The sequence below is a fragment of the Lactobacillus laiwuensis genome, assembly GCF_019972835.1.
Taxonomy (GTDB): Bacteria; Bacillota; Bacilli; order Lactobacillales; family Lactobacillaceae; genus Lactobacillus; species Lactobacillus laiwuensis.
This window is the reverse complement of the sequence record NZ_BPPB01000018.1, coordinates 1-16,555: the sequence shown is the minus strand read 5'-3', so window position 1 is coordinate 16,555 and position 16,555 is coordinate 1. Positions and strand designations below refer to the sequence as shown.

Sequence of the window (16,555 nt, the reverse complement as noted above, 5' to 3'; positions counted from 1 at the left end):
TAATGTTAATTATTTATACTATGTGGATGATAAGGGTAATACCAAGCCTCTTCTTGATAAAGACAATAAGCCGATGAAGGAAAATGTTGCCGGTGTACTTTATGGTGATCAGAAAGATATTATTCCAAAACAAATACCTGGTTATACCATTAAGCAAATTATCATTGATGGCGTCAAACAGCCTGGAACTGATAAAGCAACTGTTGGCTACTCCGATAAAGATCAAAATGTTTCTTTCATTTATGAAAGAAAACAAGGTAATCCTATTAATGTTAATTATTTATACTATGTGGATGATAAGGGTAATACCAAGCCTCTTCTTGATAAAGACAATAAGCCGATGACAGAAAATGTTGCTGGTGTACTTTATGGTGATCAGAAAGATATTATTCCAAAATCAATACCTGGTTACACGATCAAGCAAATTATCATTGACGGCGTCAAACAGCCTGGAACAGATAAAGCAACTGTTGGCTACTCCGATAAAAAGCAAAATGTCGACCTTATTTATGCTAAAAACCAAAATCCTAATAATCCTAGTACTAATAACCCAGACACTAATAAAGTTAAAGCAGCAGATGTAACTGTTCACTATAAAGACGAATTTGGCAATATCATTTCCTCAGATCAGATACTGAGTGGCTATGTTGGTGATAACTATACTACTGAAGCTAAAAATATTTTTGGCTACACATTAAAGACGAGACCAGATAATGCTACAGGGTTCTTTAGCACTTTCCCGCAAGATGTAACTTATATTTATACTAAGACAAGTACAAATAATATACCAAATATTAATGAGCCTAATACTCCTAATAACCCTTCTAAAACGCCTAAAGAAAACAATCGGAAGGTAAAAAATGAGAAGGAAAACAAGAAAGGAAAGAAGAAAAAAGCTTTTAAACCAACAGCAAACAACAATTTGCCTCAAAAGCAAGGCAGTTCAAGCACCGCTAAAAATCAAAAAACTGCTGCTTTGCCACAGACAGGTACTGATAAGCATTCCAGTCTAGTCATGCTCGCATTAGGAAGCTTAACTTTAGTTGGCGCATTAGGTGCAGCATGGTTTAGTCGTAAAAAAATTAAATAAACTCATCAGTAAAAATATGAAGTGCAACTTAAAAAGTTAGACATTTTAATATTATACCAGACCCAATGCACGATTCCGATATTTGATCGGAGTCGTGTATTTTAATTTGTTTGATCTTCTAATGTGATTGAATCAGTAAACGTAATCATATAGTACTTCCCTCATTTCTGCTAGTGAACTGATCTTAATGCGGTTAAGCTTCTCTCGTTTCATTAGGTTGAAGATTGTTTCCTCCGGTGCATTATCGTGGCAATTGCCCTTGCGCGACATGCTTTGTTTAAGCCAGTCAAAGAGTTTTGGCGTGCCAGATACTTACAAACAACTTAAATTTACAAAGCAGTCGTATACTAAGTCATTAAAAAAGTACTCCCAATAGTTAGAATTATGACTAACTATTATGAAATGCTTAAATTTTAACGGGTGCTTTTTCTTTTATGCGGTTTGACATTGATTTAGCCTAGCCATATACTAAACCTATATTAATATGCAGTTTAGAAGAGGAATTTTATGAATACACATAAGAATGCTAACAAGCAAGGAGAAAAAATATTGCTCGGCGGCATGGCCGCAGCTGCTTTAGGCTTAATTAATGCCAAGCCCCAGACTGTGAAGGCAGCCAACCAAAACGGCACTCGTGCCACTAAGAAGACTGCGAGCAGACCAGTCAAGACTAAGTTGAATTACCAAACAGAGTCTACTGAAACCGGTTCAGAAACTGAAGGTGCAGCTGCTGATTACAGTGGGACTAATATAGATGAGACAGCAAATAACAACCCAGAAGACGGACAAAGCGAGGCTAGTACCAATAACAGCATAGCAAGTGAAACCAATCAAGACGTTGTTATAAACAATGAAAAAGCTGACAAGCATTTGGCAAAACCTGATCAATTCAACTCTGCTAAAGCTATTCGCGATGGTAATACTTCGATTTCAAGCACCTGGAATGGCATACCAGTTAATTTTTCTAATGGTAAATTAGCAATTGGTGAAACTAATAAAGACTATTCAATTACTATCAATAAAAAAAATCCTTTTTCTATTGATAATGTTGTTGCAGATGATATTACAGAAATTGATCTTAATGCTCCCATTGCAATCACGGGGACTGCTCAACGTCTCTTTTCTAAATTAAACAATTTAGTATCTATTGAAGGATTAAATAACCTAAATACTTCTCAGATAACAAATTTTAGCTATATGTTTGCTGGCTGCCCAAAATTAACTACACTGGATCTTTCAACTTTTGATACTTCTAAAGCTACTTCATATTCTTCAATGTTTAGTGGAGACACAGCATTAACTAGCGTAGATCTTTCAAATTTTACAGTTACAGATGATGCCTTAACGTTTAGTATGTTTGATTCATGTTCAAACTTAACTAAGCTGAATTTAGGAAAGGCTTTTAAATTTACAAATTATAAAGATACTAAAAACAATTCACTTCAACAGCCAGGTACCTGGGTAAACATGGGAGAAGGAAATGGCTCTCTGGCCAAGGGCACTAATCAATGGTCTTCAGCTGATTTAATGACCAATTACCAAGGTGATAGAGACCATGATACTTATGTTAGATATACTGGTGGCATCGTTACTGTTCATCGCCAAGACGAAGAAGGTAAGCAGCTAGTTGATCAAGATGGTAAGGAAATTCCTGATGAAAAACTTTTCGGCAACATTTCAGACTCGGTAACTATTGATACTAGCAAAGAATTTGCTGGCTACAAGTTCAAAGAAAACAAGAATTCTGATATAAAAGCATTTATCTCTGATCCACAAACTATCACTCTAGTCTATTCTACGAGTAAAACCGATAACACTTGGGAAGGTGTTCCTTTTACCTTTAATAATGGCGTCTTATCTCTAGGTGAAAAAGACAAAGCCTATACAATAAATAATTCAGACAAAAAAAATATTAGCATTAGCCAAAATATTAGTAACGTAACACCAGACGATATCACTGAAATTGATATTAATGCCCCTATCACAATTAAGGGATCGGCAAGTCAGCTTTTCTATAAATTAATCAATCTGAACGTAATTAAAAATTTAAACAATCTAGTTACTAATGATGTAACAGACATGAGTTTTATGTTTGCTAATTGTCTTAAGTTAGCAACCTTAGATCTTTCTACTTTTGATACCACTAATGTGTCTAACTTCAACGGAATGTTTGGTGGAGACACTGATTTAAGTAGTATAAATTTATCAAGCTTCAAAATTACTGATAATAGCAAAATGAACACCATGTTTCGCTTCTGTTCAAATTTGAAAAAATTAGTCTTGGGTAGTGGCTTTAAAATTCCAGAAATTAAAGGAAAACCAGATTCATTTTTGCCTGATTTGGGAACTTGGGTAAACATGGGGGTTGATCAGGGCTCTCCAGCAAAAGGCACTAATAAGTGGTCTTCAGCCGATTTAATGACCAAATATCAGGGCTCTACTGATCACGACACTTATGTTTGTTTTGCTAATCTAGGCGGTACCGTTACTGTCCATTACCAAGATGAAGATGGCAAGCAACTAGTTGATCAAGATGGCAAGGAAATTCCTGATGAAAAGCTCTTTGGCAATATTTCAGACCCAGTATCTGTTGATACCAGCAAGGAAATTGCCGGTTACACCTTCAAAGAAAATAAAAATTCAGATGTAAAAGCATTTATCTCTGACCCGCAAGATATTACTTTGGTCTATTCCAAGAGTAAAACCGATAATACTTGGGAAGGCGTTCCTTACGCCTTCAATAATGGCGTCTTATCGCTAGGCGAAAAAGGCAAAACCTATACAATAAATAATTCAGATAATAAAGATATTAGTATTAGCCAAAATGTTAACGGCATAACTGTAGATGATATCACTGAAATTGATATTAATGCCTCAATCGCAATTATAGGCAGCGCAAATGGAGTTTTTAAGAATTTAAAAAACATAACCTCAATAAATGGCTTAGATAAATTAGATACTTCTCAGGTTACAAACATGCAACAAATGTTTGCTAGTTGCCCTAAATTGACTGAATTAGATTTATCTAGTTTTAATACAGACAAAGTGACTAACTATAATGGTCTTTTTCTCAATGACACAAATTTAACTAGTATTAATTTGTCCAATTTTACAGTTGCAGATGATGCTAAAATGGTAGTTATGTTTCGTTTTTGCTCAAATTTGAAAAAATTAGTCTTAGGTAGTGGCTTTAAATTTCCAGAAATTAAAGGAAAACCAGGTTCCTTTTTACCTGATTTGGGAACTTGGGTAAATATGGGAGTTGATCAGGGCTCTCCAGCCAAAGGCACTAATAAGTGGTCTTCAACTGATTTAATGACCAAATATCAGGGTTCTACTGATCACGACACTTATGTTTGTTTTGCTAATCTTGGTGGCATAGTAACTGTTCATCGCCAGGATGAAGATGGCAAGCAGCTAGTTGATCAAGATGGTAAGGAAATTCCTGATGAAAAGCTCTTTGGCAATATTTCAGACCCAGTATCTGTTGATACCAGCAAGGAAATTGCCGGTTACACCTTCAAAGAAAATAAAAATTCAGATGTAAAAGCATTTATCTCTGACCCGCAAGATATTACTTTGGTCTACTCTAAGAGTAAAACTGATAACACTTGGGAAGGTGTTCCTTTTACCTTTAATAATGGCATCTTATCGCTAGGTGAAAAAGGCAAAGACTATTTAATTGACAACACCGCCGAAAATGAAATTGGCATTAATAATAATATAAGTACTGTAAATACTGATAATATTACTGAAATAGATATTCTAGGAAAAATAACAATTAATGGGCCGGCTGATTCATTATTTGATACTCTTCCTAAATTAACTCAAATTAACGGTTTAAATAGCCTCATTACTTCAGATGTCACTGACATGAGTTACATGTTTGCCAATTGTCCAAAATTAGTTTCATTAGATCTCTCAAGCTTTGATACTAGCAAAGTTACATTCTTTTCTTCTATGTTTTATGCAGACACCAACTTATCTAGCATAAACTTATCTAACTTTACAATTACTGATGATGCTATATTAGATGGTTTATTTGATTCATGTGCAAATATAGCTAAATTAACTTTAGGTAAAGGGGTTAAATTTCCTCTAGACGGAGAACAGCCTGAAGATTTACTTAAACAGCCAGGTACTTGGGTAAACATGGGTGAAGACGATGGTTCTCTGACCAAGGGTACTAATCAGTGGTCTTCAGCCGATTTGATAACTAAATATCAAGGAGACAGAGACCACGACACCTATGTTAGGTATACTGGTGGCATCGTAACTGTTCATCGCCAAGACGAAGAAGGCAAGCAGCTAGTTGATCAAGATGGTAAGGAAATTCCTGATGAAAAACTTTTCGGCAACATTTCAGACCTGGTAACTGTTGACACCAGCAAAGAATTTGCTGGCTACAAGTTCAAAGAAAACAAGAATTCTGATATAAAAGAATTTATCTCCGACCCACAAGATATTACTTTGGTCTACTCTAAGAGTAAAACTGATAACACTTCTGACACTTCGGATGGTTCCGACGGCTCTAACAGCTCAAATGGTTCTGACAGTTCCGATGGCTCTGATAGTTCGAATAGCTCTAATGGTTCTGACAGTTCCGATGGTTCTGACAGTTCTGAAAGCTCGACTGGCTCCGAAAGCTCGACTGGCTCTGAAGGCTCGACTGCCTCCGAAAGCTCAACCGGTTCTGATAGCTCAACTGGCTCCGAAAGCTCAACCGGTTCTGAAGGTTCAACCGGTTCCGAAGGTTCGACTGGTTCTGAAGGTTCGACTGGCTCTGATAGTTCTACTAGCTCTGAAGGTTCAACCGGTTCCGAGGGCTCAACCAGCTCAACTGGTTCGACTGGTTCTGATAGTTCTAACGGTTCAAATAGCTCGAACAGCTCCAATGGTTCGAATAGCTCTAATAGTTCTGACAGTTCCGATGGTTCTGACAGTTCTGAAAGCTCGACTGGCTCCGAAAGCTCAACCGGTTCTGATAGCTCTATTGGCTCTAACAGTTCTGATAATTCCGGTTCTAATGGCTCCAATGCTTCTAACACTGCTGGTTCAATTGTCAACAGCCCTGCAGCCATAGCGCCTGCAGTTACAGTTCATTATCAAGATGAACATGGCAACTCCATTGCCCCTGACCGCGTAATCCAAGGCCGCATTGGTGATGGCTATACGACTGGTGCTGAGACTGTCTCCGGCTATACTTTAAAGACTCGGCCCGATAATGCGACTGGCTTCTTCATCAACAGTCCGCAAAGCGTGACCTACGTTTACAGCAAGAATGATGGCCAAACTAATAATTCTACCACTGCCCCAGCTGGAAACCAGACTCAGACTGACAATGAGCCGACTCCAATTCCAAGCAGTAAAAAGTCTCAGAAAAAGAAGGCAATTAAAGGCCTTCATGCAAATAAGCAGAGCAAGAAAGCACCTGCCAAATCAATCAAAGGTCTCACAGCTAACAAGCATCAGGCTAACCACCCTGCTAAACTGGCGGCTGCAAGTCGCAAATTAAACAAGACTGCTAGCTCTGACCCACAAAAAGGCAAGCTGAATCAGAACAGCAGAACTGATGCATTGCCGCAAACTGGTGCAGAGAAGCACAATAGTTTGGCCATGCTGGCCCTAGGCGGTTTGGCCTTAGCCACTGCTCTAGGTGCTGCTTGGCTTGAGCGTAAGAAAGACTAATTAAATTCTGATAAATAAAAAATGTCCTATATTATTAATATAGGGCATTTTTATTTTAGCCTAGCTGAGTTTGACTTTTGCCTAAGCCAGCCATATACTAAACCTATATTAATATGCAGTTTAGAAGAGGAATTAGAAGAGGAATTATATGAATACACATAAAAATGCTAACAAGCAAGGAGAAAAAATATTGCTCGGCGGCGTGGCCGCAGCTGCTTTAGGCTTAATTAATGCTAAGCCCCAGACGGTCAAGGCAGCTAATCAGAATGGCACTCGTGCCACCAAGAAGACTGTTAGAAGAACAGTCAAGACTAAATTGACCTACCAAACTGAAGCTGAGGGTGCAGCAGTTTCAGATGATGAGTCCACGGACCAAAACAGCAGCAGTCAAACTGCTGGCAGCGAGAATAATGCAGGCACTTCAAGCAGCGCCCCAGAAACTGAACATGAGCAGACTAGTGCCAATAGCAGCACAGCAAGTGAAAATAGTGCAGACGCAGCTGCCGGCAATACCAGCGATCCAAGCACCACAGACAAAGCAAAAGCAGATAAGCAAGAAGCAGATCATGCACAATTTGATCCTGCTAAGGCTACTCGAGATGGCGCAATTTCAAGCAGATGGAACGATATCCCCGTTACAGCTGATAATGGTGTATTAAAAATTGGCTCATCTGACAAGCAATATACTATTAAAAATGATAATTTACTAAAAAACATTGGCATTAAAAACAACATACCTTGGGTAGACACATCAAAAATTACAGAGATAAATATATTAGGAACAATAGAAATTGAAGGATATGCTAACAATTTATTCTCTGGACTTTCTAGTTTACAAACTTTTAAGGGATTGGAAAACTTAAAAACAGATAATATAACTCGGATGGATGATATGTTCGATGGTTGTTCATCACTAACTTCCTTGTCCTTTCCTAAAAGTTTTAATACAAGTAAAGTAACTAATATGCAAGATATGTTCGAGAACTGTACTGCTCTAGAAACTTTAGATTTATCAAATTTTGATACTTCTAATGTACGTGAAATGTTGAATATGTTCAATGGGTGTACTAATCTAAAAAGCTTAAATCTACAAAATTTCAATACCGATAAGATAGATGATTTTTTGGGGTTAGGTTCTATGTTTGAAAATTGTACCAATCTTGAAGAACTAAATATCGAAAACTTTAATATTCCATCTGCTAAGTCCGCTACTTCAATGTTTGATAATGACCCTAATCTACGAAAATTAGTTTTAGGCCCTAAGTGCAATATTTCAAGTTCTTATCTCAATGTTCAAGGCACCTGGGTAAACATGGGCCTAGGGAAAGGCTCCCCTAAAAAGGGTACATGCAAATGGTACTATCCACAGGCATTCTTAGACGAATTTAATCCTTCGACTCAACATGATGCCTATGTATGTTTTGCTGATCTTGGAGGACCAATTACAGTTCATTATCAAAGTGACAATAAAGATATTGCTGATGCAGATGAACAATTCGGGGACATAGATACTAAACTTGTCAACGACGACTCATTTATTGCTTTTAAACCCAAAGAAATTAAAGGATATAAGTTTGACCACGCGGAATTCAATGGATCAACAACGGATATAGATAGCTTTCTGTTCACAAGCAAGCCTCAAACCGTTAATCTCATATACACCAAAAATGGATCATCTACTCCTAATGGCTCTGAAGGTTCGACTGGCTCTGATGGTTCAAATGGTTCCAACAGTTCTGATAGTTCTAATGGCTCTAACGGTTCAAATAGCTCCAACACTTCTAACAGCTCTAATGGTTCTGATAGTTCTAACGATTCCAACAGTTCAAATAGCTCAAATAGTTCTGACAGCTCTGATGGCTCAAATGGTTCCAACAGTTCTGATAGCTCAAATGGTTCTACTGGCTCTGACAGCTCTGATGGTTCAATCGGTTCTGACAGTTCAAATAGTTCTGACAGCTCTGATGGCTCTAATGGTTCCAACAGTTCTGATAGCTCAAATGGTTCTACTGGCTCTGACAGCTCTGATGGTTCAACCGGTTCTGACAGTTCAAATAGCTCAAATAGTTCTGACAGCTCTGATGGCTCTGATAGTTCTAACGGTTCCAATAGCTCAAATAGTTCTAACAGCTCTAACGGTTCAAATAGCTCAAACACTTCAAACAGCTCTGACAGCTCTGATAGTTCTAACGGTTCCAATAGCTCTAATAGTTCTAATAGCTCTAACGGTTCCAATAGCTCAAACACTTCAAACAGCTCTGACAGCTCTAACGGTTCCAATAGCTCAAACAGCTCTGACAGCTCTAACGGTTCCAATAGCTCAAATAGTTCTAACAGCTCTGACAGCTCTAACGGTTCAAATAGCTCAAATAGTTCTAACAGCTCTAACGGTTCCAACAGTTCCAATAGCTCTAATAGCTCTGACAGCTCCAATGGTTCCAACAGCTCTAACGGCTCTGAATCCAACGGCTCCAATGCTTCCAATACTGCTGGTTCAATTGTCAACAGACCTGCAGCCATAGCGCCTGCAGTCACAGTTCATTATCAAGATGAATATGGCAACTCCATTGCCCCTGACCGCGTAATCCAAGGCCGCATTGGTGATGGCTATACGACTGGTGCTGAGACTGTCTCCGGCTATACTTTAAAGACTCGGCCCGATAATGCGACTGGCTTCTTCATCAACAGTCCGCAAAGCGTGACCTACGTTTACAGCAAGAATGATGGCCAAACCAATAATTCCACCCCTGCCCCAGCTGGAAACCAGACGCCGACTGACAATGAGCCGACTCCAATTCCAAGCAGCAAAAAGGCCAAGAAAAAGAATGCTCCTAAGAAAGCAAGCAAAGGCCTTCATGCAAATAAGCAGAGCAAGAAAGCACCTGCCAAATCAATCAAAGGCCTCACAGCCAACAAGCATCAGGCTAACCGCCCTGCTAAATTGGCAGCTGCTGACCACAAACTAAACAAAAAAGGCAAGCTGGATCAAGACAGCAGAACTGATGCCTTGCCACAAACTGGTACCGAGAAGCACAATAGTTTGGCCATGCTGGCCCTAGGCGGTTTGGCCTTAGCCACTGCTCTAGGTGCTGCTTGGCTTGAGCGCAAGAAAGACTAAATAAATTCTGACAAATAAAAAACATCCTAATTAGTATGCAGTTTAAAAGAGGAATTTTATGAATACGCATAAGAATGCTAACAAGCAAGGAGAAAAAATATTGCTCGGCGGCGTGGCCGCAGCTGCTTTAGGCTTAATTAATGCCAAGCCCCAGACGGTCAAGGCAGCTAATCAGAATGGCACTCGAGCCACCAAGAAGACTGCGAAAAGAGCAGTCAAGACCAAGTTGAACTATCAAAGTGAAACTGGTTCAGAAACGGAAGGCGAAGCAGCTGATGATGACCCTGCTGGCAGCGAAGCTAACACAAGCGCTGCAAGCAGCGCACCAGAAACTGAACAGAATCCAGATGGTGCTAATAGCAATCAAGATGGTGGCAGTAATCAAGATGCAATCACAGGCAATACCAGCGATCCAAGCACCACAAACGATGCAAAAGCTGAAAAGCAAGAAGCCGGCTCTGCACAATTTGATCCTGCTAAAGCTACTAGGGAAAGTTTCCCAACTAAATGGCAAGGAATAGATATCAGTTTCAATGATGAAGGTGATATATTAAAAATTAGTGGTGGCACAATCGATAACAGTGATAATCATTCTATTAGCCTATACTACAACTTAAATGGACAAAATCCAGTGTTAGCCGCTGACATTAAAGAAATTGATATCACTGGAAAACTAAAAATTATTGGGTCTGCAAATGATCTGTTTACTAGTCTTGGGGCATTAGAAACCATCAAGGGGTTAGATAATCTTGATACTACTGATGTTACCAGCATGGAAAACATGTTTAGTAAAAATAAAAAACTAACGAATATCGATTTATCTGGTTCAACTTCTTTTAAAACCACAAAAGTGACAAACATGTCATACATGTTTGATAGTGACGCATCTTTAACTAAGTTAGATTTATCTCACTTTGATACTTCAAATGTCACAAACATGGCGCATATGTTTGAAAGCTGTGTGGGACTTCATAGTTTTACATTCCCAGCTACTTTTAACACGGATAAAGTAACAGACATGTCATACATGTTTGATAACTGTAGTCAAGTTTCATCTATTGATGTAAGCAAATTTAATACTTCTAATGTTGAAAACATGGCATATATGTTTTATTATTGTCAAAGTTTTCTTAAGTTAGACGTTTCAAGCTTTGATACGTCTAAAGTGACAGATATGTCATATATGTTTGGTACTTGTGTTAATTTGCTTAAATTAAATCTGCCGACTACCTTTGTTACCGATAGTGTTCAAAATATGAAGGGAATGTTTAGCAGTTGTAAGAACATAACTGAGTTAGACTTATCAAAGTTTAATACTGCTAAAGTAGCTAATATGGCCAACATGTTCCAAAGTTCTGGCAAATTGACAAACATTATCGCCTCTGATAATTTTACTACTGCAAATGTTACTAACATGAGTGACATGTTTTCTGGTGATATCGCAATTACTACTGATAGTATAAACAAATTAATATCCAAATTCGATACTAGCAAAGTCACAGACATGACAGAAATGTTTGATGGCTGCTCACAAGTAACTTCACTTGATTTGTCTAAATTTGATACTGCAAATGTCGGAAATGTTCCTGAAAAACTATCTCGTGCTGGTATGAAAAGAATGTTTAGTGGCTGTGGTAACTTAACTACTTTAGACTTAAGCAATTTTGATACTAAAAATGTCCGTGATATGAGCTGGATGTTTTACTACGACAAAAAATTAGCAAGTATAAAATTTAGTCCTTCTCTTTTCAATACCTCTAACGTTATTGACATGAAATACATGTTTGAAGATTGTCATTCATTAACTAGTGTTGATGTCAGTCATTTTGATACTGCAAACGTCCTTGATATGAGTTACATGTTTGATGAATGTATTAAATTAACTGCAATAGATGTTAGTCATTTTAATACTGCCAAAGTAAGTGACATGACGAATATGTTTGCTTATTGTGAGTCTTTACCAAGTTTAGATGTCACTAACTTTAACACGGCAGCTGTGAGTGATATGTTAAAAATGTTCTGGCAATGTTCAAATTTAACCAGTTTGGATCTACACAACTTTAATACCAGAAAAGTTTCTGATTATATTGACATGTTTCAAGGCTGTGATAAACTAGCAAAACTTGATCTTAGTAGTTTCGATATGAAAAATTCATCAACTATTGGTGATATGCTTAGCGATCTTCCATCTCTTGAAGTGCTTATACTAGGCAGAAGAAATGATTTGACAATAGTCGATAATTATTGGGACGGTGGTTTAGGCAACAATCATGATGGCAAAGAAGAAGATGTCTGGGTTAACATGGGAGTTAATAAAGACAACGGTGGTCTTCAGCCTAGAGTTCATTCGTGGACTGGTGCTGATTTAATGAAAAATTATGATGGCAGTAAGGATTATGATGTGTATGTTAATATCAATAAAATTCCAAATCCTTGCGGTATTACCATTAATTATCAATTTGAAGACGATAAAACTGCCAAACTCTCGCCAAACGATTATCAATTCGGTATTGCTGGTAATGACGTGGTTATCCCAATCACAGCCAGAAAGTTGCCTACCTATAAACTTGCCTACGTTGAAATTAATGGCAACAAATATACCACAGATAAATATGAAGATGCGCTGAGTAAACTAAAGTTTACTAATGATCCTCAAACTGTTACCTTTGGATATGAAAAGAGTAATGCTGGTAAGGGTAATGACTCCAGTGGTTCTAACGGCTCTCACGGTTCCGAAGGCTCTGATAGCTCTGACAGCTCAAATGGTTCTAACGGTTCTGAGAATTCTGATAGCTCTGATGGCTCAAATGGTTCTGACAGTTCCGATAGCTCAAATGGCTCCAACAGTTCTGACAGCTCTAACGGTTCTGAGACCTCTAATAGTTCTGATGGTTCCAACGGTTCTGAGAATTCTGATAGCTCTGATAGCTCAAATGGCTCCAACAGTTCTGACAGCTCTAACGGTTCTGACAGTTCTGATAGCTCTGATGGCTCAAATGGTTCTAACGGTTCTGAGACCTCTAATAGTTCTGATGGTTCCAACAGCTCTGATAGTTCTAACGGTTCTGACAGTTCTGATAGCTCTGATGGCTCAAATGGTTCCAACGGTTCTGACAGCTCTAATGGTTCCAATAGTTCTAACAGCTCTAATGGCTCTGACAGCTCTGATAGTTCAAATGGTTCCAACAGCTCCGATAGCTCTGATAGCTCTAATGGCTCCAACAGCTCTAACGATTCCAACAGCTCTGATAGTTCTAACAGTTCTGACAGCTCCGATAGCTCTAATGGTTCCAACAGCTCTGATAGTTCTAACGGTTCTAACAGCTCTAACAGCTCTAATGGTTCTAACAGCTCCGATAGCTCCACTGGTTCTAACGCTTCCAACACCTCTGAGAGTTCGAATAGTTCTAACAGTTCTAACAACTCTAACAGTTCTAGCAACTCTAATGGTTCTATCACTCCAAACGGTTCCAGTGATTCAAATGGTTCAGGATTAAATAGCAGTAATGGTAGCAATACAGTTAACAATAACAATAATAGGCCTACGCCAATCCCGAACAGCAAGAAATCAAAGAAAAGATCTACCCAGAAGTCACATAAAAAGCACCGCATAAGCAAACATGATCAAAAATCTGCCACCAAATCAGTCAAAGGCCTCACAGCTAACAAGCATCAGGCTAACCGCCCTGCTAAACTGGCGACTGCAAGTCGCAAATTAAACAAGACGGCTAGCGCTGACCCACAAAAAGGCAAGCTGAATCAGAACAGCAGAACTGATGCATTGCCGCAAACTGGTGCAGAGAAGCACAATAGTTTGGCCATGCTGGCACTAGGCGGTTTGGCCTTGGTCACTGCTCTAGGTGCTGCTTGGCTTGAGCGTAAGAAAGACTAATTAAATTCTGATAAATAAAAAACGCCCTATATTATCAATATAGGGCGTTTTTTAGTCTAGCCTAGCTGAGTTTGACTTTTGCCTAAGCCAGCCATATACTAAACCTATATTAATATGCAATTTAGAAGAGGAATTATATGAATACACATAAGAATGCTAACAAGCAAGGAGAAAAAATATTGCTCGGCGGCGTGGCCGCAGCTGCTTTAGGCTTAATTAATGCCAAACCCCAGACGGTCAAGGCAGCTAATCAGAATGGCACTCGGGCCACTAAGAAGACTCCGAGCAGAGCAGTCAAGACTAAATTGAACTACCAAATTGAAGCTGAGGGTGAAGCAGCTTCTGATGATGACCCCACTGGCCAAGACAGCAGCAGTCAAACTGCTGGCAGCGAGAATAATGCAGGCACTTCAAGCAGCACTCCAGAAACTGACCAGAGGCAAGCTGGTGCTAATAGCAATACAGCAAGTGGAAGCCATCAAGATGCAGCTACAGGCATTACCAGCGATCCAAGCACCACAGACAAAGCAAAAGCAGATAAGCAAGAAGCAGATCATGCACAATTTGACCCTGAAAAAACTACTCGAGATGGCGCCATTTCAGGTACTTGGAATGGCATACCTACCTCTTTTTCTGATGGCGTCTTGTCTATTGGCGAAAAAGGAAACAATTACACAATCGGTCAAAAAAATCTCCATTATCAGTATCTTGAATTTAGTGACAATAAGAAAAACTTAAAAATTGATGATTTATCTACTATTACAGAAATTGATTTTAAAGCTCCTATCAAAGTTTTGGGTGGGGTAATAAATTTTTTTAGTGGTTTAGCTAATTTAACTACAATTAAGGGACTGCCTAATTTAGATACTTCTGAGGTACCTAACATGTACGGCTGGTTTGATGGTTGCAAATCTTTAACCAGTTTAGATTTAAGTCACTTTGATACTTCTAATGTAGAAGATATGGCTCGACTATTTAAAGATTGCAAATCTTTAACTAAACTAGATCTATCTTACCTTGACACCGCAAATGTTATCGGCACGGATTTGATGTTTTATAGGTGTGAATCACTGACATCTATTACTTTTTCTGACAAGTTTAAGACAGACTTAAATATTGACATGGAAAATATGTTTGACGGTTGTAAAAGCTTGTTAAGCATTGATTTGTCTAAATTCAATACTTCAAAAGTAGCCAACATGCATCAAATGTTTAGAAATTGTAAATCTTTAACTAAACTAGATCTATCCAATCTTGATTGTCATGGTAACTTGAACTATATGTTTGAAGGCTGTGAAAATCTCGAATACTTAAACCTAATTCACTTTAGTACACATGATGACAATGGTCGTGATGATGAAAATCACGTAGATTGTAATTGTGTAGGTATGCTTGCCGATCTTCCTAAGTTAAGAGAAATAGTTTTAGGTAGTGGTATTCATATGAAACAATCAGGTTTGAATACTCCAGGAACTTGGATAAATATGGGAATCCCTCAACATAATATTCCTGCTCCACCCAAAGGCTCAATTCAATTAAGTTCAGCAGACCTTGCTGATAAATTTGCAGATTATGACAATATTTTTGGTAAAGAGCATTATGCTGATACCTATGTTAACTTTAGCAATCCTTCCAAAGGAATTACAGTTCAGTATTGCGACACTGATGGCAACAAAATTCCTGGCATTAACGATGACATTCAGTTTGGTAACATAGGTGCTTATCTCGTCAACAATGAACCTTACACAGCTTTTAAACCGCAAGAAAAACTTACCGATAGCTCAGGAACTGAATATGATTTTGATAATTTAGCTAAAATAAATAACGATGAAGTAAACTATAATGACGTAAAGTTTACTTCTGATAACCAAACTATCACTTTTTACTATACCAAGAAAGCTAATATTCCAGGTCCCAATCCTTCCGATGGCTCGGACGGTTCTGATAGCTCCAACGGTTCCGACAGCTCCAACAGCTCTAATAGCTCTAATGGTTCCGATAGCTCCAACACTTCAAACAGTTCTGATAGCTCTAATGGTTCCGACAGCTCTGATAGTTCTAACGGTTCTGATAGCTCTAACAGCTCCGATGGTTCTAACGGTTCTGATAACTCTAATGGTTCCGATAGCTCCAACACTTCAAACGGTTCTGATAGCTCTAATGGTTCCGACAGCTCTGATAGTTCTAACGGTTCTAACAGTTCGGACGGTTCTGATAGCTCTAACAGCTCCGATGGTTCTAACAGTTCCAACAGCTCTGATAGTTCTAACGATTCTGATAGCTCTAATGGTTCCGACAGCTCTGATAGTTCTAACGGTTCCAACAGTTCGGACGGTTCTGATAGCTCTAACAGCTCCGATGGTTCAAATGGTTCCAGCAGCTCTAATGGTTCTGACAGCTCTGATGGCTCAAATAGTTCTGACAGTTCAAATAGCTCAAATAGTTCTGACAGCTCTGATGGCTCAAATGGTTCTACTGGTTCTGACAGCCCTAACAGTTCTGATAATTCCAATGGCTCTAATGCTTCCAATACTGCTGGTTCAATTGTCAACAGCCCTGCAGCCATAGCGCCTGCAGTTACAGTTCATTATCAAGATGAATATGGCAACACTGTTGCCCCTGACCGCGTAATCCAAGGTCGCATTGGTGATGGCTATACGACTGGTGCTGAGACTGTTTCCGGCTATACATTAAAGACTCGGCCCGATAATGCAACTGGCTTCTTTATCAACAGTCCGCAAAGCGTGACTTATGTTTACAGCAAGAG

The 16,555-nt window shown here is 38.7% G+C and carries 5 protein-coding genes and 1 pseudogene; 5 read left to right on the top strand and 1 reads right to left on the bottom strand.

Going from position 1 to position 16,555, the window contains the following annotated elements:
* Positions 1-1,090 (top strand): MucBP domain-containing protein (locus tag LDM92_RS09315; RefSeq protein WP_223903003.1); only part of this gene is annotated, 1,090 nt, incomplete at its 5' end.
* Between the two features lie 51 nt (positions 1,091-1,141).
* Here the strand turns inward: LDM92_RS09315 and LDM92_RS09310 are convergent.
* Positions 1,142-1,366 (bottom strand): annotated as a pseudogene (locus LDM92_RS09310) (IS3 family transposase); the annotation flags it as partial.
* A 231-nt stretch (positions 1,367-1,597) separates the two neighbouring features.
* Here LDM92_RS09310 and LDM92_RS09305 point away from each other — a divergent pair.
* The 4 genes from LDM92_RS09305 to LDM92_RS09290 all read left to right on the top strand — a co-directional run.
* Positions 1,598-6,778, top strand: coding sequence for a MucBP domain-containing protein (locus tag LDM92_RS09305; protein ID WP_223903002.1), 5,181 nt, complete (start codon positions 1,598-1,600; stop codon positions 6,776-6,778).
* A 148-nt stretch (positions 6,779-6,926) separates the two neighbouring features.
* Positions 6,927-9,896, top strand: coding sequence for a BspA family leucine-rich repeat surface protein (locus LDM92_RS09300; protein ID WP_223903001.1), 2,970 nt, complete (start codon positions 6,927-6,929; stop codon positions 9,894-9,896).
* A gap of 58 nt (positions 9,897-9,954) precedes the next feature.
* Positions 9,955-13,788, top strand: coding sequence for a BspA family leucine-rich repeat surface protein (locus LDM92_RS09295; RefSeq protein ID WP_223903000.1), 3,834 nt, complete (start codon positions 9,955-9,957; stop codon positions 13,786-13,788).
* 137 nt (positions 13,789-13,925) lie between these two features.
* Positions 13,926-16,555, top strand: a 2,630-nt coding sequence (locus tag LDM92_RS09290) for a BspA family leucine-rich repeat surface protein (RefSeq protein WP_223902999.1), incomplete at its 3' end; no start/stop codon positions are given.

What these genes read in the sequence shown, in the direction of transcription:
- LDM92_RS09305 (WP_223903002.1), top strand. Translation starts at nt 1,598, where the DNA reads ATGAATACACATAAGAATGCTAACAAGCAAGGAGAAAAAATATTGCTC.
- LDM92_RS09300 (WP_223903001.1), top strand. Translation starts at nt 6,927, where the DNA reads ATGAATACACATAAAAATGCTAACAAGCAAGGAGAAAAAATATTGCTC.
- LDM92_RS09295 (WP_223903000.1), top strand. Translation starts at nt 9,955, where the DNA reads ATGAATACGCATAAGAATGCTAACAAGCAAGGAGAAAAAATATTGCTC.